At 54.3% G+C, this 23,098-nt stretch carries 16 protein-coding genes, 1 tRNA gene and 1 riboswitch; of the genes, 14 read left to right on the forward strand and 3 right to left on the reverse strand.

The window, feature by feature from the left end; all coding sequences use genetic code 11:
- Positions 1–18 precede the first annotated feature (18 nt).
- The gene (locus tag HCG48_RS07670; RefSeq protein WP_168568628.1) at positions 19–690 is read right to left on the reverse strand and encodes an ABC transporter ATP-binding protein; all 672 of its coding nucleotides are present in this window, start codon (positions 688–690) and stop codon (positions 19–21) included.
- Between the two features lie 87 nt (positions 691–777).
- Positions 778–945: a hypothetical protein gene (locus tag HCG48_RS07675; protein WP_168568629.1), complete on the reverse strand. Its 168-nt coding sequence runs from the start codon at positions 943–945 to the stop codon at positions 778–780.
- A 30-nt stretch (positions 946–975) separates the two neighbouring features.
- Here HCG48_RS07675 and HCG48_RS07680 point away from each other — a divergent pair, with 30 nt between their 5' ends.
- The 6 genes from HCG48_RS07680 (at position 976) to HCG48_RS07705 (ending at position 4,251) form a co-directional block, all read left to right on the forward strand.
- Positions 976–1,911 (forward strand): Sll0314/Alr1548 family TPR repeat-containing protein, encoded by a 936-nt coding sequence (locus HCG48_RS07680; RefSeq protein ID WP_168568630.1) that lies wholly within the window; start codon positions 976–978, stop codon positions 1,909–1,911.
- A gap of 122 nt (positions 1,912–2,033) precedes the next feature.
- Positions 2,034–2,486 carry a DUF3531 family protein gene (locus tag HCG48_RS07685; RefSeq protein ID WP_168568631.1) on the forward strand — a complete coding sequence of 151 codons (453 nt, stop codon included), beginning with the start codon at positions 2,034–2,036 and terminating at the stop codon, positions 2,484–2,486.
- A gap of 16 nt (positions 2,487–2,502) precedes the next feature.
- A complete protein-coding gene (locus HCG48_RS07690; protein WP_168571796.1) occupies positions 2,503–2,937 on the forward strand; it encodes an NUDIX hydrolase in 435 nt (144 codons plus the stop codon).
- Between the two features lie 56 nt (positions 2,938–2,993).
- Positions 2,994–3,065 (forward strand) — tRNA-Thr (locus HCG48_RS07695).
- Positions 3,066–3,286: 221 nt separating this feature from the next.
- Positions 3,287–3,634 (forward strand): STAS-like domain-containing protein, encoded by a 348-nt coding sequence (locus HCG48_RS07700; protein ID WP_168568632.1) that lies wholly within the window; start codon positions 3,287–3,289, stop codon positions 3,632–3,634.
- Positions 3,634–4,251 (forward strand): PIN domain-containing protein, encoded by a 618-nt coding sequence (locus tag HCG48_RS07705; RefSeq protein ID WP_168568633.1) that lies wholly within the window; start codon positions 3,634–3,636, stop codon positions 4,249–4,251. Before HCG48_RS07700 ends, HCG48_RS07705 begins: the two co-directional genes overlap by 1 nt.
- Positions 4,252–4,357: 106 nt before the next feature.
- Here HCG48_RS07705 and HCG48_RS07710 read toward each other — a convergent pair whose 3' ends face one another.
- Positions 4,358–5,683, reverse strand: coding sequence for a tetratricopeptide repeat protein (locus HCG48_RS07710; RefSeq protein ID WP_168568634.1), 1,326 nt, complete (start codon positions 5,681–5,683; stop codon positions 4,358–4,360).
- A 239-nt stretch (positions 5,684–5,922) separates the two neighbouring features.
- A riboswitch (Fluoride riboswitch) is annotated at positions 5,923–6,030 on the forward strand.
- Positions 6,031–6,116: 86 nt separating this feature from the next.
- On the opposite strand from HCG48_RS07710, the gene HCG48_RS07715 reads away from it, so the two are divergent.
- From HCG48_RS07715 to HCG48_RS07750, 8 genes are all read left to right on the forward strand, one after another.
- Positions 6,117–7,763 carry a cation:proton antiporter gene (locus tag HCG48_RS07715; RefSeq protein ID WP_168568635.1) on the forward strand — a complete coding sequence of 549 codons (1,647 nt, stop codon included), beginning with the start codon at positions 6,117–6,119 and terminating at the stop codon, positions 7,761–7,763.
- A 141-nt stretch (positions 7,764–7,904) separates the two neighbouring features.
- Positions 7,905–9,305, forward strand: a complete 1,401-nt coding sequence (gene mgtE, locus HCG48_RS07720) for a magnesium transporter (RefSeq protein ID WP_168568636.1) — start codon at positions 7,905–7,907, stop codon at positions 9,303–9,305.
- 114 nt (positions 9,306–9,419) lie between these two features.
- Positions 9,420–10,982 carry a WD40 repeat domain-containing protein gene (locus HCG48_RS07725; RefSeq protein ID WP_168568637.1) on the forward strand — a complete coding sequence of 521 codons (1,563 nt, stop codon included), beginning with the start codon at positions 9,420–9,422 and terminating at the stop codon, positions 10,980–10,982.
- Positions 10,983–11,754: 772 nt separating this feature from the next.
- The gene (locus tag HCG48_RS07730; protein WP_168568638.1) at positions 11,755–14,214 is read left to right on the forward strand and encodes a DUF7925 domain-containing protein; all 2,460 of its coding nucleotides are present in this window, start codon (positions 11,755–11,757) and stop codon (positions 14,212–14,214) included.
- A 14-nt stretch (positions 14,215–14,228) separates the two neighbouring features.
- A complete protein-coding gene (locus tag HCG48_RS07735; RefSeq protein ID WP_168568639.1) occupies positions 14,229–14,750 on the forward strand; it encodes a DUF11 domain-containing protein in 522 nt (173 codons plus the stop codon).
- Complete coding sequence (locus HCG48_RS25905) at positions 14,747–17,443, forward strand: hypothetical protein (protein WP_246259964.1); 2,697 nt, start codon at positions 14,747–14,749, stop codon at positions 17,441–17,443. The genes HCG48_RS07735 and HCG48_RS25905 overlap by 4 nt, the downstream gene beginning before the upstream one ends.
- Entirely contained in the window at positions 17,440–21,480 is a 4,041-nt protein-coding gene (locus tag HCG48_RS07745; protein ID WP_168568640.1) for a TonB-dependent receptor, read from the forward strand. The genes HCG48_RS25905 and HCG48_RS07745 overlap by 4 nt, the downstream gene beginning before the upstream one ends.
- A complete protein-coding gene (locus HCG48_RS07750; protein ID WP_168568641.1) occupies positions 21,477–23,060 on the forward strand; it encodes a right-handed parallel beta-helix repeat-containing protein in 1,584 nt (527 codons plus the stop codon). Before HCG48_RS07745 ends, HCG48_RS07750 begins: the two co-directional genes overlap by 4 nt.
- The last annotated feature ends 38 nt before the right edge of the window (positions 23,061–23,098 follow it).

Genomic DNA, 23,098 nt, shown 5'->3' on the forward strand with positions numbered 1-23,098 from the left:
ATGCAGGTAAAGCAAACATTAACTGACGGCGGAAAGCTGACGACTGATGGCGACGCGATCGCGCTCGACCTCATTTAACTGACCGTGATTGAGCGTCCAACATTTATCGGCTATTTCCAATAAATCCCCGGCATCGTGAGTAACAATTAGCAAACTCCAATGATTTTTAAGTTTACCCAACAACGTCACTAATTGCCGTTTCATCGACCAATCTAAACCCGCCGTCGGTTCGTCCAATAACAGTAAATGCGGCTGGCGGATCAGTTGCACCGCTAACGCCAAACGCCGTTGCTGTCCGCCACTGAGGGCTTGAGGTGCCGCGTTGAGAGATAAATGATTCAATCCGACTTCGGTTAACGCTTCTTTGACTCTTTCCGAACTTAATTCTGGATGTCCCAAACGCAATTCTTCGAGAATTGTCCCGCAACAAAAATGACGTTCGGGAAATTGAAACACCAAGCCACCGAGTTGTTGTAAATGTTCGGCACCGAGTAATTGTTCTCGCCAATAAATTTCCCCTGAAGTACGTTGGGCCAGTCCGCTTAAAATTTCTAATAACGTTGTTTTTCCCGAACCACTCGGGCCAATAATCAGCCCCAATTGTTGGGGAGCAAATTCTAAATCGATCGATTTGAGAATTGCTTGGGGGGTCGCCGTGGGATGATAACTCAGATTTCGCAGATAGAGCATTGAAGTGTAAGTCGGGACAAAACAATGGCTAAAGTTTGAAGATATAGACAAGCGACGTCGATCGCGCGATCGCCTCGACACCTTATCCTAACTTCTATTATTGCCAACAAACCGAAGGAAAGCAGAAATGACGAAGAAATTGGGTAATTTTTCGGAACTTGGCCGATCGCGCGGCGTCAATTTCCCCAACAGCGACGCTACATTTTGACCGAGATCCGACCGTTGTAGCGATCGCCCGTCTGAATTTAGCATCATAATTAAACAGCACTCCCAACACTGAAAACCATGAGAACCCGATTCTCTAAATATAGCCGCGCGATCGCCACTGGCTTAGCCACCGTCGCGATCGTCTTCGTCGCCAATCCGATCCCTCCCTCTTTGGCATTAGATCCGTTTCGCAGCAGCCAAAACCAGCACGAAATCGGCGATCTGACCGAATCCGCCTTTCGTGTTTTATTCGAGGAAGGAAACTACACCGAAGCTCAACGGCGCCTCAAACAAGCCGAAAGCCAAGAAGCCAGGGAACCCTTAGTGTACGCCATGCAAGCTGCCTTCGCCTATCTCGATGAAGATTGGGATACCTTAAAAACTTACGCCACCCAAACTCGCGAAAAAGCCGAAAACTTGACTCAAAAAGACCCCTTACGCGGTAATCTTTACACTGCCGTCGGTCACTTTTTAGAAGGGGCTTATATCATCAGCACCGAAGGCACCATTAAAGGAATGCCCGACGCCATGAATAAGTTGCGTCAAGTGTTCAAACATTTCGATGCGGCGGAACAAATTGCCCCGACCGATCCGGAGTTAAATCTCATTAAAGGGTACATGGATTTAATGTTAGCCGTGAACCTCCCGTTTAGCGAACCGGAAGAGGCGATCGCCCGCTTGAGAAATCACGCCGCCCCTCAATATTTAGCCTATCGCGGCATTGCCGTCGGTTATCGCGACCTCGATCGCGTCGAAGAAGCCTTAAGCGCCGTCAATCGGGCGATCGAAATCACGCCTGACAACCCCGAATTATTTTATTTGAAAGCGCAAATCCTCGTTAAAAAAGGCAACGATCTCGACGAAATCGACTTGCTTCAACAAGCAGAAGAACATTTTCAGATGGCTCTTGCCAAAGCAGATATCCAATTTCCCGAAGGCTTGCAAAAACAGTTAAGAAAAGAGCGCGATCGCAACGCCCGACGGATTGCGGAAATGACCGCGAGTGCGCGGTAGTATCCCTAGCGCGGGCTAGATGCCCGCCCCTTATCTCGATCTCGGTCAATCTAAAATCGAATGTCGCCAAATATGTTACCCTAAATTCTGCACCGTTCCCCTAATCTTATCGAGCGATCGCCATGAAAATTGAATTTCGCGAATTCAATCCCTTTGACGTTTGGTTCTGGATTGAGTTCAACACCGTTCCCGGCAATATGGAAAAACAGTATCTCGAAGAACTGTTTGACTCCTGGTTTTTCATCGGCAAACTCGGCGGATTTAATGCCGAAAACCTCCAAGTTCAAGACACCGGACTGGAGGTGAGTTATATGGACTACGATATGGACAGCGCCGATCGCTCCTTAATGGCATTAATGCACAACATGGGCGAATTCGAGTATAACGGAACTTGGGCGCGCTGTTGGTTCGATCTCGGTACCAGCGACGCGATCGCGATCGATATTCTCATCAACGCCTTGCAGCAACTCAATAAAGAATACGTCTTAGTCGAACGCTTAATTATTGGGGGTGAAAACCCCGATTGGCCGATCGAAGATAGTGAAAATCGCTCCTTATTTGCCCACGAAAATTAAACCGCTATTTGCATTTATGGGGAGTAAAAATAAAAATAAAATTCGCGTTCTGGCTTTAGGAATTATCCGCGATCGCGATCGCCTGTTCGTCGCCGAAGGGTACGACGAGAACGACCAACCCTTCTATCGCGTCCTCGGCGGCGGGATCGACTTCGGCGAAACCAGTCGAGACGCCTTAATTCGCGAATTTCAAGAAGAAATTCAAGCCGAACTCACCAATATCCGCTATATCACCTGCTTGGAAAGCATTTTTTTCCATAAAGGAAAACCCGGTCACGAAATCATCCAACTCTATCAGTGCGATTTCGCCGACCCCCAGTTTTACGACGCCGAACCGATGATGTTTTCCGAGGGAGAACGCCAAAAACGCGCCCTTTGGGTCGAGATTTCGCGCTTCGAGTCCGGAGAACTGCGGATTGTCCCCGAGAATTTCCTCGATTACGTCCAGTAAATCGACGTCCCAACCCTTGCAAATCCCCGGCAAATTTTGCTAGAGTAAAGGGTGTTGCTGGTGTAGCTCAGTGGTAGAGCATCCGCCTTGTAAGCGGACGGTCATGGGTTCAAATCCCTTCACCAGCTTTTTTTAATGCGATCGCTGCACGAGTTGTCACTATTTTCCTCAAGGTTAAGTTTCCCTTCCGATCGATCGACCTTGAGGGCAAACTGAGCTAAGTTAAGAGCAGACGCGATCGAGCCATAACTTGCTTAGAAAACTCAAATTTGATGAATCTTATTACTCGCTGGACTCTCTCCTGTCTGAATCAGACAATGAGCCACTATTGTAAGGTGAGCTAGTAACCATGAAAATTGAAATCCGTACCCTATTAGGTAAAAACTGTATGACCCGTGAAGATGGTCAGATCGTGTACGATCGCATCCACGCTGAATTGTTAGCAGAGCATTCAATAGAGTTAGACTTTGAGGGGGTTGAAATTTTTGCTTCTCCCTTCTTTAACTTTGCTATCGGTCAACTTCTCAAAGATATCGAACCAGATAGTTTAAATCGCCTACTGAAAATCTCTAATCTCAATCCCGTGAGTAAACCAATTCTCAAAAGAGTAATTGAAAACTCCAAAAAATATTACTCCGATAGCGAATATCGCAGTAAAGTGGATAAAGTCATTGAGGAACAAGCGACGAGTGCTTAATGCCAATTAATTACAACATTCAAGCGAAAATTGTCGATCTTCGCTCTGATACGCCCAAGAAAGATGAGATTTTTCTGGTAGATACTAATGTTTGGTATTGGTTCGCTTACACTAAAGCCAGTATGTCATCTTTACCTTATCAAACTAGAAATTATCCGTCCTATCTCAATAAAGCGCGTTTGATTGGGTCTCTACTCTTATACTGCGGTCTTTCTCTTGCAGAGTTAGCCCACAATATAGAGCGATCGGAAAGAGAAATTTTTAACTTAACCTCTAATCGTAGCCTAACAGCTAAAGAATACCGCCATAACCAGCCAACCGAACGAGCAAATGTTGTTGATGAAGTAAAAATCGCTTGGAATATTGTGACATCCATTGCGGTTTCTACTGACATTACGATTGATGAAACAACAACTGGTGCTTCATTAACTCGGTTACAAACTCAACCGTTGGACGGCTATGATTTGTTGATTCTCGAAGCAATGAGAAGAGCTAATATCAAACAAGTCATTACCGATGATGGAGATTATGTAACTGTTCCGAGTATTACCGTTTTCACTGAAAACCAAAATGTTATCCAGCAGGCAAATGCTCAAGGTAAACTCAAAGTAAGATAGTATCTTTCTGAATGGTATTTGCTTCCGAACCGTCGCCATTTTTCTAAAAGTCACAAGAATCCGTAAGGTGGGCAATAATTGCCTATTTTTTATTCAATTAATTCAATTAAGTGATAATTTCCCAACGATCGCCCGTCCAAATTGCGGGGAAACGTGGCGAGATTTCCAGAGTTTTACTTTTGCAATACCAACCGTAAGCAAACAGACCGTCACCGCTAGGAGTTTCCATCAATTGAGTTCCATATAACTCGGTTTTTTCGCTACCGGAAACGACGGGAGTGGAGGCGATCGCGCGATACGGTCCGGTGAGGCGATCGCTGACATAACAATAGAGAGAAGAATCGCTAATCAAGCGGCGATCGACTGTTTCCAACCAAGCGGGATTGATTAACCGAGTCCAGCAAGAAAAGAATAAATAATAGCGATTATTTTTAAAAATAACTTGCGGTCGTTCGAGTTCGTAAAAAATGGACTCTTGGCTGTGGGAAATGACCGGATCGCAGGCGGGTGGCAAACATCGATAAAGCCCATCTATTTTATCAGAAACGGCGACGCCGACACAACCGCTATACGTTGGATTTTCACCGCGCGATCGCCCGACTACGGCAGTGAAAAACATGTAATATTGACCCGTTTTATCCTTTTTTAAAATATACGGATCGCGACATTGCACAATTTTTGTTATCGGATCGTTTTGGTCGAGTTGCGGACGGATCGAACCGCCATAAAAACGCGGATCGGGTTTGAGAATCGGTTGGGGCGATCGCCGCCAATTCACGCCATCACTTGAAGTTGCCAGACCGATACTTTGGATGACGCCATCGGCTTGATAAACGGAAGCAGAATAAAATAAATAATAACAATTTCCTTCTTGATAAGCACTCCCCGCACAGAGATTATCCGCTTCCCAGTCACTGGTTGCGATCGGTGTTAAAACCGTGCCTAAATAGTCCCAATTTTTAAGATCTGGCGAGATTGCCGCACTAATTTGTCCTTGTTTCCAAAAGGGTTGGATGTGGCGTTTTCCGGTTAAGTAAAATAGACGATATCCGTCTGTTGTTTTTAACAACCACGGATCCCACAAGATATGTTGGCCAAAGGTTAATTCAGAGTTAAAATGTAGATTTATGGCCAAATCGGGATAAATTGCAAGGGTCGCCAAATAGTAACTTTTTCGTGCCAGTCCTGTTTCTCCCACTTTTAAGAGACGATCGCCCAAATTGAATAAAAATTGAGCGCATTCAGGGACGATCGCGATCGCCTGTCGGTAAGTGCGGATCGCTGCCTCAAAATGACCTTGTTTTTCAAAAATTTGAGCTAAATAGAGATAGTTTTTAAAATTACAGGGATCGATTTTAATCGCTTCTTGACATTGAGCGATCGCCGATTCACTTATCACCCAATTCTTCTCGTTTTCTGCTTCCATGCTCATTCCTGATTTTTGAGGTAGGAGGTACTTCAGATGTCTGTCTGCTTCCTGAAGTCCCCCTTTTCAAGGGGGATTTAGGGGGATCGTCCCTCTTTTAATAGCCTGAAGTCCCCCTTTTCAAGGGGGATTTAGGGGGATGGTCTCTCCTTTATTAGATTGGGAAACACTATATTATAGACGGCCAATATTCCAGCTCAATACAGATAAAGTGTTTGCTCCACAGAAAATCATGGTATACTCTAAAACAACAAGGCAATGGGGCTTGCCTTAACCGCCTCCTGACTTATTTATCAATTCGCTTAAAAGCGACAAAAATTATCAATATCGAGGCTGATAGCTCCTACTTTTCGGGTTGGTGACCTGAGAGTAGGGCTATGGCGGTCTCGACTTTTGGAAGAACCAACCCGCCTCATCGATTCTTTCAGGAGTTCGAGACATGATAGCAGGTATTTTATGGATTTTGGTGATGGGTTTCTTTGTGGGACAAATTGCCCGTCGCTTGGGTGCACCTTCTTTGATGGGAACGATTCTCGTCGGAATTGTTTTAGGACCGCAATTGGGGAATATTATCGACGAATCGATTCTCAACAATGCCGATGAATTGCGAACGATCGCCGTCATGGCCATTTTGATGAAAGCGGGGCTAGGATTAGATCGTGAAAAGTTAGCAAAACAGGGAACGGTGGCTTTACGGTTGGGCATTTTGCCTGCATTTACGGAAGCCATAACGATCGCGATCGCCGCAATGGTTTTATTCGATTTTAATTGGATGACGGGCTTATTACTCGGCTGTATTATCGGCGCCGAATCTCCCGCCGTGATCGTTCCGGGAATGCTGCGGTTAAAAAGTAAAGGATGGGGAGTTGCCAAAGGCATTCCCGATGCAATTTTAACCGGATCGGCGCTTTCCGATGTCTTTTTACTGTTGCTGTTTAGTTTATTGTTAAACTTCTTAAGTCAGGGGCAACTCGATCGCCTCAGCTTACCGTTCGGAATCGAATTGACGGCGTTGCAACTGTTGCCGTTTCAAGTCATTTCCGAAATTGTTTTAGGGGTGGCGATCGGCTATTTTGCCGCCCGGTTGTTGGTGGTGTTACTCGTGGGGCAAAAATGGACGCAGAACCAAACCCAAGAAATGTTACTCGCCGCCTGTTTGGCTTTATTTTTAGTGATTTTTGCGAACCGTTGGCCGCATTTTTCCGGGTATTTGGCGGCGATGGCGATGGGATTTTTCTTGGTGGAACTAGACGCCCCTCTGGCGCGGCGGTTGCGGTTGGGATTTGATAGTTTGTGGACGATCGCCGAAATTTTTCTGTTTGTTTTGATGGGGGCGAGCATTCAAATTGCGGTTTTAGAAAAAACCCTCTTACCGGGATTGTTGTTATTGGCGATCGGCTTATCGGTCGGGCGGATGATGGGCTGGTATTTATCGACAATGGGCAGTAATTGGAATTGGCGGGAACGCTTATTTTTACTGCCGGGAAATTCGGCAAAAGCGACCGTGCAGGCGGCGATCGGTGCCATTCCTTTAGCGGCGGGAATTGACGGCGGCGAAACGATTTTAGCGATCGCCGCCTTATCGATTTTAGTCACGGCCCCGTTAGGTGCTTGGGCGATTCCGACCTTCGCGCCCAAACTGTTAGAAAAAGGGGCGATCGATCCGACGAAAGTCACCGTCGCAACCCGCACCACCTTTTTAGCGGCGGTGGATACGTCGCCGTTAGCCCCCGCCGTGTTGACCAAAACTGCAGATTTGGCGCGTCGTAGCAATGCTCGCGCGATCGTCTTGCACGTAGTCGGAGAAGATCGTCCCCAACAAGTCGAGGAATTGCGACAGGTGGCGCGGCGGTGGTTATCGGATATCGAACATGAATTTTTCACCGTCAATGGTGCTGCAGCCGAGGCGATCGTGCAACTGGCGCGGGATTTCCGGGTGACGGCGATCGTGCTGGGAAAACGGGGCCATCAACCGTGGGAAAACGTGCTGGTCGGTTCGGTGTCGCGTGCGGTCTTGGAAACGAGCGAGATTCCGGCGATCGTGGTTGAGGACGAATCGAGGGGAGTTTCAGATTTTAGATTTTAAATTTTAGATTTTAGAGGGCGACACTCGGGGCGATCGCCCGACTCGCCACACCGGACTTCTCCTTCCCTATTCTCCGAATTGACAAGCCCAATTAGACTAAAGGCATCACCATAAAGAGCCTAGCTATCGAGAGAGTCTGCTTTGAATGCTGAGAATCAAAATCTAAATTCCACCTTTCAACTCGGTTCGCGCAAAGAATTACGCGAACTGGTGCGATCGCAGCTCCAAGCGCTGCTCGAACAGGGAGACCTACAAGGCGCCAAAGCGATTTTGGTTCCCGTCCAACCTCCCGATATCGCCGAAGCCATTGAAGGGTTACCCGAACACATGCAGGCGATCGCCTTTCGTTTACTCTCCAAAAACGAAGCTACCGAAGTTTACGAACACGTCAACTCTTCGGTACAGCAGTCCCTACTCGAAGTCTTCCGGCGTCAAGAAGTTCTCGACATTATCGATAACATGTCGCCGGACGATCGCGCCCGTCTGTTCGACGAACTCCCGGCGAAGGTCGTGCGCCGTTTGCGCGCCCAACTGAGTCCCTCGGAATGGCAAGCCACCGCGATTCTGATGGGTTACGAAGCGGGAACGGCGGGCCGGATTATGACCCCGGAATACATCTCGCTCAAGGAACATTTCACCGTCAGTCAAACCCTCGAACGGATTCGCAATCTCGCCTCGGTCACGGAGATGATTTACTATCTCTACGTTACCGATGCCGCGCGCCGTTTGACCGGGATCGTCTCCCTGCGCCACTTGGTGACCGCCCAACCCGAGGAAACCATCGGCGAGATCATGACCCGCGAGGTGGTTTACATCTCCACGGATACAGATCAAGAAGAAGTCGCCCGTCTGATTCAGCGTTACGACTTCCTCGCCGTTCCCGTGGTCGATAGCGAGAAACGCCTCGTCGGAATTATCACCGTCGATGACGTGATCGACATTATCGAGCAAGAAACCACGGAAGATATTTATGCGTTAGGTGGGGTGCAGTCCGAAGGAGACAATTATTTCCACACGAATTTAATTACAGTGGCGCGGCGACGGGTAGTGTGGTTGTTCGTGTTGTTGATTACCAACACGGTGACCGGGACGATTATTAACGCCCAGCAAGATATCTTGCAGCAAGTGGTGGTGCTGGCGGCGTTTATCCCCTTATTGACCGGAACCGGGGGCAATGTCGGCGCTCAATCGTCTACGGTGGTGATTCGCGGCTTGAATACGGACGAAATTCGCTTACTCGGCCCCGTGCAGGTGGTCTGGCGCGAGGCTCTCGCTGGGGCTTTGCTCGGCTCGATTTTAGGCGTGATGGCGACGATATGGGCTTATTTCTTGCAAGGGCGCTTGGGAGTGGCGATCTCCGTCGGTTTTTCTTTGATCGCGATCTCGGTGCTGGCGTCGGTGTCGGGTTCGGCGCTCCCATTTTTATTCCGATCGCTCAAATTGGATCCCGCCTTGATGTCAGCTCCGTTTATTACCACGGCGGTCGATGTGTTGGGGGTGTTGATTTATTTCAGTATTGCCCGTCTGATTTTGGGATTTTAGAGTAATTTGAGATTTTAGATTTGAGATTTTAGATTGAGACGGTGACGCTTCCGTTCGCAGTTCTAATTTCTAACTGTTCTCCGACCGACTCGCGACTCCCGACTCTCCATTGTCATGACTCCCAACCGCCATTGGCTCGAAAATGCCGAATCCGTTCTGATCGTGGCTGCCGTCCTCGCCGCGATCGCCGCAATTTTTTATCGATCGCTAGTGTATCTCCCTCCCGTCTTGCTGTCGCTGCTGTTCGTCCTCCAGCCGATCTTGCGCTACCGTTCCGAACAGTTGACCCGCCGGATGGATGCCGTATTGAACCAGCGCCTCCAGCGACAAGTGACGGAAGAGATCGAGCTGTTGACCCGACGGGTTGCCGCTCGCGAGATCGCCCCGGAAACGCGATCGCGCGAACCTTTGCCCCCTGGGGATCTGACCCCTTTACAGCAGCGTCTGGAGGCGATCGAAAACCAGGTGCGATCGCTCTCCAGTGCCGATCTCGACGGTCTCGCCAGTCAACATCGAGATTTGCAAGAATCGATCGCCCAAACCATCGACTATCTCAACCGTTTGGCGATCGGTAAGCGTTTGGAGCGCTTGGAACGAGCAGTGCAAGCGTCGAGTGCGAGGGTCGAGTTGCCTCGCGCGACCGTCGAGCCTCCCGAACCCTCCTCGGAAACGGAGGATTCTCCGTCACCCAGCGAGGCGCCTGCGGTTTCGCCGCCGCCCCCCGTTCCCAGTAAATCGAGTGCCAGTGGGGTTCAATTACCGAAGTTTGCTCGGGGGGAGATCGTCCCCCAACAGTGGGAGTGCGTTCGCAATTTGAACGCTCATTCGGATTGGGTGCGCGCTCTGGCGTTGACGCCGGATGGCAACCTGTTGGCGACGGGGAGTTTTGACACCACGGTGAAGTTATGGCGAGTGGACTCGGGGGAATTACTCGCGACCCTCGACGATCACGATCGCGGGATTTTTGATTTGCTCGTGACCCCGGACGGTCGAACCCTGGCGAGTGCGAGTTGGGATAAGACGGTGAAGTTATGGCAATTGCCCGAGGGGCGCTTGTGGACGAGTTTGGAAGGTCATACGGGATCGGTGCGATCGCTGACCCTGTCTGCGGACGGTACAACTTTGGTCAGTGGCAGTTTTGACGAAACGATGAAAGTTTGGGACCTCGATCGCGGCGCCTTGCGCGATACCCTCACGGACTATACCGGACCGATTTATGCGGTGGCCCTCTCTCCGAATGGCGAGTGGCTCGCCGCCGGGGAAGGGGACGGCACGATTACCCTATGGCACTTGCAGCGCGGCGAATACATCGATTCGATCGTCGGCAGTTTGGATGGGGTCGAGGCGATCGCCTTTGCCAACGATCGCGCCGTCGTTACCGGAAATGGTGACGGGACGGTACAAGTTTGGGACTTAGATCGACCGGGGGAGATCGATACGCGATCGCTCCATTCCGGTCCGGTGACCGGGATCGCGATCGCCCCGGACCGTCGCAGTTTCGCCACCAGCAGCGCCGACGGAACTGTTAAAATTTGGCATTTCCCCACCCTGACCCCGTTATCGACACTGATGGAAGAAACCGGGGCGGTGATGTCGGTCTGTTTCGCTTCGGACGGCAAAACCCTGGTCACGGGCAGCGCGCGCGGTATGGTGCGCATCTGTCGGCTCGCCGTTTAGGGAGCGCTCGACTCCCCTGGAGCCGCCACCGGACGGCGATTATAATTTTTGTGAAGAATTCTTGACGGCGAGCCAGGGATCCGGCAGGTTTTAAGACATTTAATCTGACCGGGCGATCGCGATCGCTTTCGATGGGCGATCGCGATCGCAATTTACAAATTTAAGGCGATCGAATATACTCAAAATGCCGTTTCTCCCCCGAGGAGAAAAAAATGGCTGTTTTAATCTTTACGAGTTTCTAGGGCAGGCGCGTTCGAGCTGTTTTATTGAAAAATAATTTTTATAAACCGAACTTGACTCGTCCATCGCAAACCGCTATAAATGGAACTTGCAAAAACATAATAAAACACAAAAAAGCCTCATCTACTGAGGATCTAGATTTCCGATAGGCTCCGGCTCCTTCAACTTAAAGATATTCGTCCATTGCCTTCGTCAACCCTTATAACGATAAGGGTTGTGTCGGGGTTTGCCAATTGGATATCAGAAGTTTGCCGTCAACTTCGGAGCGCTCTCGTTTGAGAAAGTTGGCGTTAACAAAACCGGGTTGTCTTGCTTGAAGTGAGAACCAAACTTTAGAACTTTTTAGGGTTGGCCGACTAACCTGATTTGGGTTTAAGAAAACGGCTCGATTGTAATGAGGTTAGGCGCGAATTTCATTATTGACAAATGACTCATTAATGAGAAACTAATTAAAACCTTCAAGATTCGCGTCACCGATCCAAAAAGGGTTTAGTGGAAGCATCAGGGGCATCGTAGACATCCACTCATTGCATTGGGGTCATTAATTGGCGTGGGCTTCCCGAAAATAACTGGAAATAAACAGGGTAACTTTTATCGATTTTGGCTGGCGATCGCGCTGCTGTGTGCCGGGGCGATCGCGCCGTACCGGATATTAGCGCAGACGACGCCTGCAGGCACCCAGATCGAGAACCGGGCGACGGGGACCTTTGAAGACCCGAGCAATCCCGGGGTGACGATTCCCGTCGAGTCGAACACCGTCGTCCTCACCGTGGCCGAAATAGCCGGGATTACGGTGCAGCCCGACGGCGCTCGCAAAGATGGCGAAGGGCCGATCGAACCGGGCGATCGCCTCTTTTTCCGCTTTTCAATTACCAACGTCGGTAACGATCCCACCCGTTTTCGCATTCCCAACAGCGCCACGGTCTCCGGGGCCGGGACCGTCTCGGGCAACCTAGAAATCAGCACCGACGGCGGCAACACCTGGACCGAGATTAGCGGGAGCGAACTAATTACCGGATCGATCCCGATCGGCGGTAACCTGCTGGTGCGCGTTCCGGTCACGGTCAACGGAAGCGCCACCGAAGGCGACGAGATCCGCGTTCAACTGGGCAACACACCCAACAGCGCCCAGAACGTCGAACGCACGCCCAATGGCACCGATGTCTTCACCGTAGACAATCCAGAAGGGGCCGTCCCGACGGAAGCCACCGGAGATCCGTTCAACGGAACCCGCGAAGCCAGTGCATTTCAGACCATCACCGTCGCTTCGACCCCCTTAGCCTTACCCGTCATCCTCAAAACCCACGGTACCCCGGTAGAAATTGGCGATCCGGCGAATCCTGCCGACGACGTCATCACCTACCAACTCGCCTTAGACGTGCGATCGCGCATTCCCGCCGGGGCCAGTGGCTTCGTTCCCGGCAATCTCGCCCCCAATACCAGCTTTCCGATCGCCGTCGATGGGGCCGTCGCGCCGCGCATCCTCGTTTCCGATGCCATTCCCCAAGGAACCGCCCTCGTGCCCGACAGTTGGCAAGCCCCCGCCGGGTGGCAAGTCGTCTTCACCGCCGATAATCCCGAGGTCCTCAATGCCAACCTCGCCACCTGGACCACGGATCCCGGGGCGATCGGGGGGGCGGCGAATGCCACCCGGATCGGCTTTATCTTCGACGGCATTCTCAACGCCGGAACCACCACCGCAGGCTTTCAATTCCAACTGGTCACCAGTGGCTTAACCGGACCGGGAACGATCGCCAACGTCGCCCAAGTCTTCGGCGGAACCGAAGGCAATCCCGGTCCACTCTTATTCGACGAATCCGGCGACCAAAATCCCAACAACTTTAACGACGACGGCACCGCACCCCCAACCGACGATACGGGCAATCCGATCGTCACCCCCGGGCTGTCGAATCCCGGTCGAGACGGCCAAGACGAGGACAACAACAACGGCGGAAGCGGACCGGGGGGCGAAGCGAACGTCGTGGTGATTTCCGGCGGTGCTGGGGGCATTCTCAACGGACCGCCCGGATCCCCCGGGGCGATCGGGCCGACGGACAGTAACGACGACTTCCATAACAAAGTGGTCGCCACGCCGCCGAACTTGGGACCGAACGAACCGTTTACCCCGGATCCGGTCGCTTTTACCAACAGTCTCTCCAACGCCTCCGGGGCCGACGTGACGATCGCCCCGATCGCCCCACAAGAGCGCAATTCCCTGCCCAACGGCACCCGCGTCACGGTAACCTTCGACCAACAAACGGCCATCTACACTTACGATCGCGCCGCAGGCTTCCGTACCGACGACCCCCCGGTGACGATCCCCGGAACGACCACGGAAGCGGACTACTCCGTCACGATCGCCCTGCCGACGGCAGTCAAAAATCGAGGCTACGGCGTCCCGATTGCCGCCTTCGACGATCGCGACGACGACGGCTTCTTCGACGAAAGCGAGCCGGGGAACGTCAAAATCGACCGCGTTTATACCGGATTTATCGAAATTCTCAAAGAATCGCGCATCCTCAAAGGTAGCGGACCCGACGTTCTCGACGGACAGGAGCAATTTAGTCAAGACACCAAAACCCCCGGACCGGGGAACCTGATCGAGTACCGCCTCAGTTACAACAACATTTCCGAAGCGGGCGGGCCGGGGAACGTCACCCTGACGGCGGAGAACTTGGTGATTTCCGAAGACGGAACCACCTACGACCCGATCGAGAATCCCGGGGGCAATAATTGGGCCCTCGATACCGACGATGCCGACGGGGACAACGACCCGACCACGGGGATCGATACCTCTCACGTCCTCGGTTCCCCGGTAGATTCGCGCGGCGGTACGATCAACTTTTTCGGCGGCAGACCGCCCACGGCGCGCAGTGGACCGCAAAGCGGGACGACGACGGCATCTGACGTGAGCAAATACGAAGTGCGAGTGCGCGGTCCCCTCGGACCGGGAGAAACGGGAACGTTTACCTTCCAACGACGGGTGAATTGAGTAGGTGGGCAAAAATGTTGAAGATTTCCTTAGTGCGTTTGAGTTTAATCGCCGTCTTACTCGGCACCGCCGCATTGCCCTTACGGGGTCAGACCCCGGAGGAGTCAGTGCGCCTACAGTTGGAGGTCGATCGCCGGATCGCCGAGTCGGATCGGGTGAGTTGGGTGGATTTACCTGGGCGCTGTACCGAGGCGAGTTGTCGGGTGCAGCCGGGAGATACCCTGCGCTATACGGTGACGGGGATTAACGATAGCGATCGCGCGATCGCTAACTTCGTCATCACCCAACCCCTCGATCCCCAGACCAGCTACATTCTCGACAGCCTCAGCGCGACCCCCGCCGCCCAACTCAGCTACAGCATCGATGGCGGTCGGACCTTTAGCGCCAATCCCACCATTGAGGTCGCCGAGGCGAACGGACGGGTCGAACGGCGTCCGGCCCCGGCAGAACGCTACACCCACGTGCGCGTCCGATTTCGCGAACCGATCGCCGCCCGAGGGCAGGCGATCGCGCAGTTTCAAGTGAGGGTGAAATGAAGCAGCAACGACGCGACAACCGCCGCCCGTGGATGGGGGCTTCCTCGAAAGCCGTCAGCCTGCTCGCCGTTGCGGCTTTCCTCGGCGGCGCCGGAACCTGGATCGCTCGTTCGGCGGGCGATCGGGCGATCGCCCAAACCGACACGCCCCAATGCGTGGTTCCCGGGATCTTAGTGCGCAACCAAGGGGAATACAGCTACAGCGTCGGCGGCGAAACCTTTTCCGGAATCACCAATATCGACGAAAACGCCGTGATTCCAGGCGGTCCGGTGACCGTCGATCCCGACGGCGTGCGCGATCTGGCCGACAATCGGGTCACCGGGTCGTTAGCCGGATCCTTGGCGGACCAATTAATCGAACTGGGATTCAGCCAACAGGAAGCCACCCGCGCCACGATCGCCGTCACCGTCGCCTTAGCCCAACTCCCGGTAGATTCTAGTTTCCGGGAAGTGGCGATCGCCGCGCGCGACGCGATCGTGCAAGCAGTCCCCGAACAAGGGCAAACCGTCGCCGAACTCGAACGGTCCGTCGCCCAAGAAACCGCCGCCGCCATCACCGCCGAACTGGCGCGCACCTTCCTCGTCAGCGCCGGACTGACCGCCACCGAAGCCGAACAAGCCACCCAACAAGCCTTCTCCGTCATCCTGCGAAGTGGCGACAACGCCTCCGTAGACGACACCTTCCGCCAAGCCTTTCAAGCGATGGTCGCCGTCGCCCCGGACAAAGAAGAACAACTGCGCGAACTCGCCCAAGACGTCGCCGACGAAATGCGCGAAATCCGCCAGGGCATTCAAACCGGAGCCCAAGCCGGAGACTTACTCTTTTTTGACTTTACCATCAGCAATCCGGGCGATCGGGCCTTGCGTTTCACCATCCCCGACCCCGAAACCATCCAACGGGTCACCTCCGGCGCCCAAGTACGCGGCGTCAAATACTCCATGGTCACCACCCCGGAAGGAACCGTCCTCGTCGGCGACTGCATCCCCGTAGAGGTTCCCCCGGAAGAACCGCCAACTCCGCCGGAAATTACGCCCCCCGACCCGCCCGTCGAGGAACCCCAACCCGAACAACCCGCCACCCAAGACCCCTCCCAACCGCCAGAGATTACCCCGGCGCCGATCGATCCGCCCCAACCGCCCGCCCAGGTGCCGCCAGCGCCGCAAATCACCCCTCCCGACATTCCCGAACCGGAACTACCTCCGACGCCGACGACCCCATCCCGTCCCGTCGTCGATCCCGTAGACGTGATTTTGCCTCCAGGCGGCGAAGTCACCGTCACCGTGGAAATCATTGCGCCGGAAGTTCCCGACGGAGGCGGCGGCGTCACCGTGGTCATTCCCGACGAAGACGACGAACCCATCGGCCAACAAACGGTGATTATTCCCCCTGCAACCACGCCGACCCGTCAGCCCAACGTCGGGCGAATTACTGGATGTGCCGGGGAAATTCTGCCCGACTATACCGGATTTAAAGTGGGCCTATTCGAACCCGACCCCACGGACCCCACCGGAGGCATTCGCGAGGTCGTCGCCCTGACGCCGACGGAGTTCCCGGATTTGCCGGATAACAATGTCGGTCGGGGGTTCGAGCCGAATGTGGACAATGCCAATCCGTTCTTCCTAACCAACGGCGAAGGTGGGACGTATAACTTCAGCCTCGATGCCTCGCGGGGTCAACTCGACCCCGGACGTCAGTATATTTTTGTGGTTAGTCCCCCTGCAGGCAGCGACTTGAGCGAACGCCGCATCCGTTTGGAGATCGGGGAAACGAATAATGGCGTGGTCTCGTTTACCGCCACCTCTTTAGACGGACGCCCGATTAATGCTGCCGACGGCGGCACGAAGGCGACCGGAACCTTTACTCTCAGTGCCGACGGCACCCCGATCGGTTTGAATTTTGGGTCTTTCGACCTGACGGCGGCGGTGTGCGAAGCACAGGAGATTCAAATTGTCAAGACGAGCGATCGCGCCGCCGCCGAACCCGGGGATACGGTGATTTACCGCCTCGCCGTTCGCAATCTCTCCAGCAGTCCCCTCAACGGCTTATTTGTTACCGATTTACTGCCGTTTGGCTTGCAATTCCACGACGATTCGCCAAAAGCGGAAATTGCCGGAACCGAACTCGATGTCGTCAGCAGTAACGACGGGCGACAAATTCGTTTCGACCTTCCCGAGGCGACGATTCCCGCCGGAGAAGTTCTCAACCTCGCCTATGCGGCGCGGGTGACCCCGGATGCCTTGCGCGGGAACGGTCGGAACTCGGCGTTTGCCAACGGACAACGGACAGATACGGGACTGAACGTCAAAGACGGTCCGGCGATTCATCAACTCCAACTCGATCCGGGGATTTTGTCCGATTGCGGCACTTTAATCGGTCGGGTGTTTGTGGATAAAAACTTTAACGGACTGCAGGAGAAGAACGAACCGGGAATCCCGAATGCGGTGGTGTTTATGGACGACGGCAACCGGATTATTACCGATGCCAACGGCTTGTTCTCTGTGGCTAACGTCGTTTCGGGTTATCGAACTGCAGTCCTGGATTTGAGCAGCGTTCCGGGCTACACCCTGGCGCCGAATTTATATTTCAGTGAGGGGAATAGTCAATCTCGCTTAGTGCGCTTGGAACCGGGCGGTATGGCGCGGGTGAATTTTGCGGTTACCCCAACTTTCCAAGAGGAGGGAAATCTACCATGAAAAAGGGTTTTTGTTGGCTGGCGGTTCCTTCTTCGGCATTCCTGTGGGCGTCGTCGGGGGAAGCGGTGCAGGTTCCTCAATCGGGGGATTTTGTGGCGACAAATGTGGGTTTTCAGGGGGCGCCCCTGGAAAATTCGTGGTTCGAGAGCGATCGCCTCGGACGGCAAGGATCTCTGTTAAGGTCTACATTTGTAGCGACAACAGGCGATGGCAGACTGCCGGAAACTGTGGGGACAAATGTAAGTTTAAATAACTCTATCCTTAATTTAGAAAATTGTCAGGACAAAACCGACTGTATCGATTCGGTCAATGCCTTATTAGAAGGAGCAATTAGGGGCGATCGCGCCGTAGCGGAGCTGTCAAATCCTGTAACTACAAACAGTGTAACAATAACATCGTCGGCGATCGAGCATAATTTAGCCCTCTCCGGAGCAAGAATAGATCCGGTCGCAACTGAAATTCAGACAGATCGCCCCCTTTCCCCCAATATTTTAACCGATTTCAGAGATTCTCAACCGAACTTTTCAACCGGAATCGAACTCAATAGCGATTCCGCCGTGGAAATCGGGCAAACTGGATCGGAAGCAGCCGGAGCGATCGCCGAAATCCTGGCGCCCGGTCCCGGCGAAACCACCGATCTCCCCGCCACCACCGTCATCGCCCGCTTCCCCAGCGAAGCCGAAGTCACCTTACTGGTCAACGGCGAGGCCGTTTCCCCGGACTTAGTCGGACGGACCGAAACCGACACCGCCACCGGAATCACCGTGCAGACCTGGTACGGCGTCCCCCTCCAGGAAGGGGAAAACACGATCGCCCTCTCCGTCAACGGCCAAACCGTCGAAAGCTTTACCGTAGCGGTTTCCGGCGCGCCGACCCAGGTGCAAATCGCCACCCGAGAAACCCGAGTCCCGGCGGACGGGCGATCGACCCTCACCGTAACCGGACAAGTTTTTGACGCCAACAACCAACTCGTCCAACGGGATACCGTCGTCACCCTCAGCGCCAGCGCCGGAGAATTTATCGGCGCCGACTACAACCTCGACGCCCCGGGCTTCCAAGTCCAAGCCGTCGGCGGCGAATTCAGCGCCCAATTGCAAGCGCCCCTCGACGCCCAAATCGTGCGGATTCGCGGGGCGATCGACGACGCCAGCGCCGAGGGCGAAACCTTAGAAGCCTTTACCCGCGCCGAATTCACCACTTACCTGCGCCCGAGTTTGGTGACCGGATTGGTCAACTTCCGCCTCGGAAAGCGGGGAACCAACTACTGGGGCAGTTTCCGCGACTTCCTCCCGGCGGACGAAGATTACGACTACGAAGCGGACCTATCCGGCGCCGTCTTCGCCACCGGGAAACTCGGCGGCTGGCTGTTCACCGGGGCTTATAACTCCGATCGCTCCCTCAACTGCGACTGTAGCGGCAACGATCGCCGCCTGTTCCGCGACACCCAACCGACCGAATTGGATTATCCCCTTTACGGCGACAACTCCACCGCGAGTACCGTGGCGCCCTCCCGAGATAGCGTCTACCTGCGATTCGAGCGATCGTCCCCGGTAGAAAACGCCGGACTGGACTATTTTATGTGGGGGGACTACAACACCCAAGAACTCGCCAATCGCACCCAAGAATTTACCGGGTTGACGCGATCGTTCCACGGGTTTAAAGCCAATTACAACTTTGGCGGCTTGCAACTGACCGGACTCTACGCCAACGACGTCGAAGGCTTCCAACGGGACGCGATCGCCCCCGACGGAACCAGTGGTTATTACTTCTTCTCCCGGCGCCTGCTGATCGACGGCAGCGAAAATATCTTTATCGAACTCGAAGAACTCGGACGCCCCGGTAATGTAATCTCTCGCCAACAACTCAACCGAGGCGAAGACTACGAAATCGACTACGATCGCGGCACGATCCTCTTCCGTCGCCCCCTACAGCGCACCGACGTCGTCACCGATGCCACCGGAGTCAGCATCGTCGTCGTCCGCCGGATCGTCGCCACCTACCAATACGAAGAACGCGACGGCGACACCAACCTCTGGGGCGGACGGATGCGCTATCACTTTTCTCGGGATTACAATAACCCGATTTGGGTCGGCGCCACCTACCTGCGACAAAACCAAGGGATTCGCGACTTCGAGCTCTACGGCGCCGACTTGATGCTGACCTTTGGCAATGCTACGGAGAGCGATCGCGTCACCTCCGGCGCCACCGCCCTCCCGTCCATTTCCAACGCCGAATTTCCCGAAACCCTCCCCGCCGAACCCCCTACACTGAAGACCGCCACCCCCTTTAGCGGCGAACTGATCGCCGAATACGCCCATTCCACCAACGATTCCGAACTCCTCGGACTCGTCACCGGGGAAGCCTACCGCATCGAACTCAACGCCCGAGGCGGTCCATTGACCGGACGCGCCTATTACCGGACCACCGATAGCGGTTTCGCCAACGACGCCACCACCAGTTTCGTCCCCGGACAAACCCGCTACGGAACTCAACTCAGCAGTCGCCTGACCTCCACCACCCGCTTAAACTTTAATTTCGATCGCGAGGAAAATTCCGGCGTCGCCCCCCGTCCGATTACCGAATTCGACGACTTCTTAACCCCCCGCCTCGAAGCCATTCCCGGTAGCGAAGTCGATAACAGCTTGACCACGATTAGCGCCGGATTGCAACAGCAAATTTACAAAGCCACCCTCGGCGTCGATTGGGTCTACCGCCACCGCACGGACGATCGCCCGACCAGTCCCCTCGACGTAACCTCCTCCCAGCTTCGCAGTCGCTTACTCGTCCCGATTACCAGTAAAATCAGCTTCCGCGCCCAAAACGAACTGAGTTTGTCCTCCGACGAAGATATCGTTTATCCCGATCGCACGATCTTGGGTCTCGACTGGCGCCTGCTACCCGGCGTCACCGCCCAACTCAATCAAGTCTGGTTTACAAGCGGTCAGTACGAAGACAACTCGATTACCTCATTCAACCTCAACGGCGACTACAACCTCACCGACGACACCACCCTCACCGGGCGCTACTCCTTCGTAGACGGTCGCACCATGGGCGCCGCCTTGGGGATCCAACACGGCTGGACGATCGTTCCCGGATTGCGCCTCAATCTCGCTTACGAACACGTGTTCGGGTCGTTGTTCTCCCGCAACGCCACCGGAACCGAGTTCGCCCAACCTTACGCCCCCGGTCAGAGTTCCGCCGCCTTGGGAATCCGCAGTGGCGACAGTTACAGCATCGGTCTGGAATATACGGATAACCCGGACTTCACCGCCAGTGCCCGTTACGAACATCGTTTTTCCAGTAGTGGCGATAATACAGTCATTCAAGCGGCGGCGACGGGAAAACTCACCGATGCGATTTCGGTGTTGGGACGCTACCATCAAGCTTCGTCGTCGAACCAGTTGTTAGAAGATATCGGCGATACGATTAATTTGCGCTTCGGTTTTGCGTTCCGCGACCCACAAAGCGATAAGTTTAATGCCTTGTTGCGTTACGACTTCCGCCAAAATCCCTCCTCGATTCCCGATACGATTTTGTTCGGTAGCGGGACGAAATCTCAAGACCACACCCTGGCGTTGGAAAGTATTTTCGCCCCGAATTGGCGCTGGGAGTTTTATGGGAAATATGCGTGGCGCCGCAGTACGTCTTATCTCGCCGATGATTTAGTCGGGACGAATACGGTCTCTCTGGCGCAGTTGCGGGCGACTTATCGCCTGGGATATCGCTGGGATGTGGTCGGTGAGGGGCGCTGGATTTATCAACCGTCGGCGAATTTTAGCGAGTTCGGCGTGGTGGCGGAGGTCGGTTTTTATCTGACGCCGGATTTACGTCTGGCGGCGGGATACGTATTTGGGGAGGTGGATGCGGACGATATGGAGAGCGATCGCTCGGCGAGTGGTCCGTATCTGAATGTTTCGATGAAATTAAACCAATTATGGCCGGGATTCGGTCAGCAGCCTGTGGCGCCACCCCAACAACAAGAGTCGGCGGTGGAGTTGTCTTTGCAACCCGTACACGAATTCGGAGGTGAACGATGATGGGACGTTGGCGGGTAGGGTTGGCGGTCTCGATGTTGTCGCTGTCGTTCGTCGGATCGGTACGGGCGACGCTGGGGGAGGGGGGACCGACCTGGACGATCGCGGTCAATAGCAATGGGGACGAGGTTCGGGCGGACGAGGCGCTGACGTTGCGCGAGGCGATCGCGATCGTCAATGGCAATTTAAGGGTGGAAGAGTTAAGTCCGGCGGAGCGATCGCAACTGCGCCAACTCCCGGAAATCGAGGTTTCCCGGATCGAGTTTGCTTTAGACCCGCAAGCTACGACCATTGGTTTGACGGCGAGTTTGCCGCCCCTACAGGCGCCCGTGGCGATCGACGGGACGACGCAACCGGGTTTCGACCCCGAGGAGGGGACGCCCCGGGCGGTGGTGACGTTGACCCCGGCGCCGGAAACGGAGATTTTGCGCGGGTTGGTCGTGATGGCCCCGGACGTGTCGATTCGCGGTTTGAGTGTGTACGGGTTTACCTCGACTCACCAACGCACGGCGAGTCCTCCGGCGGCGGATATTTTGATTCTGGGGGGCGAGTCGGCGGCGATCGTCGATCGCGTCACCCTCGAAGAGGGCCAGTGGCGCCGGGAAGTGACCGATGCGGTGGAAGATGTTCCAATTCCGAACAACGTGACGATCGCCGAAAATTGGCTGGGACTGTTGCCGGACGGGACGTTCCCGGAACGGCGATCGGCGTTTGGGGTCTGGGTGTTCGAGGGGACCAATGTGACGGTCGAGGATAACGCGATCGCCGCCCACGACGGCAGCGCTGTCATTACGAGCGTCCGCGCCGATAACTTGCAAGTCAATAACAATCAAATTTTTGAAAATGGCTTTCGCGGAATGCCCGATGCCTTGCGTTTAGAAGGATATATCGATAATACGGCGGTCTTCGATAACGAGATTTATAACAATGCAGGTGCCGGGATTTTCCTCTTCAATCCTTCCGGTGCGGTGGCGATCGCCGACAACATTGTGAGAAGTAACGGGCGACGGTTGCAACGGGCGGCCATCTACTTAATGGGAAGCGGACATCAAGTGAGAAACAATGAAATTACCGACCAACCCGGTCCGGGGGTGGTGGTGGCGGCAGATCCGCCGGGCGATCGCATTGCCATTGAAGACAATCGCTTCGCCAATTTAGCCGGGTTGAGTATCGACCTCAATACCACCTCCAACGATCGCGTCAAGCACTTTCAGATCGGCGACGGCCCCAACCCGCCGCGCAACTCCGGCAATCGCCGTAAAGATACGGGCAACCGGGCGATCGAGGCGCCCCAGTTTTTGGCTCGCGAGTTTTATCAACTGGGAGACGCCCTCACCGTAGACGGTCTCGCCGAACCGGGAGGAACCGTAGAAATTTATCGGGTCAACGAGTCCGGGATGGCCCACGGACCGTTGAGCGAACCCGTCGCCACGGTCGCCACCGACGGTTCGGGTCGTTTCAGCATCGAGCTCGACTCCCTCGAACCGGGAACGACGATTAGCGCGATCGTTACCCATCCCGACTACGGCACCTCCGAACCCGCCCGCAACGCCACCGTGCGATCGCGAAGCGACGCCGAGTAACCTGATTCCCCGCCGTCGAGTCCTTTTCACCCCCTCTC

It is taken from the genome of Oxynema aestuarii AP17, assembly GCF_012295525.1.
Taxonomy (GTDB): domain Bacteria; phylum Cyanobacteriota; class Cyanobacteriia; order Cyanobacteriales; family Laspinemataceae; genus Oxynema; species Oxynema aestuarii.

What these genes read in the sequence shown, in the direction of transcription:
- HCG48_RS07670 (WP_168568628.1), bottom strand. Translation starts at nt 690, where the DNA reads ATGCTCTATCTGCGAAATCTGAGTTATCATCCCACGGCGACCCCCCAA.
- HCG48_RS07675 (WP_168568629.1), bottom strand. Translation starts at nt 945, where the DNA reads ATGATGCTAAATTCAGACGGGCGATCGCTACAACGGTCGGATCTCGGT.
- HCG48_RS07680 (WP_168568630.1), top strand. Translation starts at nt 976, where the DNA reads ATGAGAACCCGATTCTCTAAATATAGCCGCGCGATCGCCACTGGCTTA.
- HCG48_RS07685 (WP_168568631.1), top strand. Translation starts at nt 2,034, where the DNA reads ATGAAAATTGAATTTCGCGAATTCAATCCCTTTGACGTTTGGTTCTGG.
- HCG48_RS07690 (WP_168571796.1), top strand. Translation starts at nt 2,503, where the DNA reads ATGGGGAGTAAAAATAAAAATAAAATTCGCGTTCTGGCTTTAGGAATT.
- HCG48_RS07700 (WP_168568632.1), top strand. Translation starts at nt 3,287, where the DNA reads ATGAAAATTGAAATCCGTACCCTATTAGGTAAAAACTGTATGACCCGT.
- HCG48_RS07705 (WP_168568633.1), top strand. Translation starts at nt 3,634, where the DNA reads ATGCCAATTAATTACAACATTCAAGCGAAAATTGTCGATCTTCGCTCT.
- HCG48_RS07710 (WP_168568634.1), bottom strand. Translation starts at nt 5,683, where the DNA reads ATGAGCATGGAAGCAGAAAACGAGAAGAATTGGGTGATAAGTGAATCG.
- HCG48_RS07715 (WP_168568635.1), top strand. Translation starts at nt 6,117, where the DNA reads ATGATAGCAGGTATTTTATGGATTTTGGTGATGGGTTTCTTTGTGGGA.
- HCG48_RS07725 (WP_168568637.1), top strand. Translation starts at nt 9,420, where the DNA reads ATGACTCCCAACCGCCATTGGCTCGAAAATGCCGAATCCGTTCTGATC.
- HCG48_RS07735 (WP_168568639.1), top strand. Translation starts at nt 14,229, where the DNA reads ATGTTGAAGATTTCCTTAGTGCGTTTGAGTTTAATCGCCGTCTTACTC.
- HCG48_RS25905 (WP_246259964.1), top strand. Translation starts at nt 14,747, where the DNA reads ATGAAGCAGCAACGACGCGACAACCGCCGCCCGTGGATGGGGGCTTCC.
- HCG48_RS07745 (WP_168568640.1), top strand. Translation starts at nt 17,440, where the DNA reads ATGAAAAAGGGTTTTTGTTGGCTGGCGGTTCCTTCTTCGGCATTCCTG.
- HCG48_RS07750 (WP_168568641.1), top strand. Translation starts at nt 21,477, where the DNA reads ATGATGGGACGTTGGCGGGTAGGGTTGGCGGTCTCGATGTTGTCGCTG.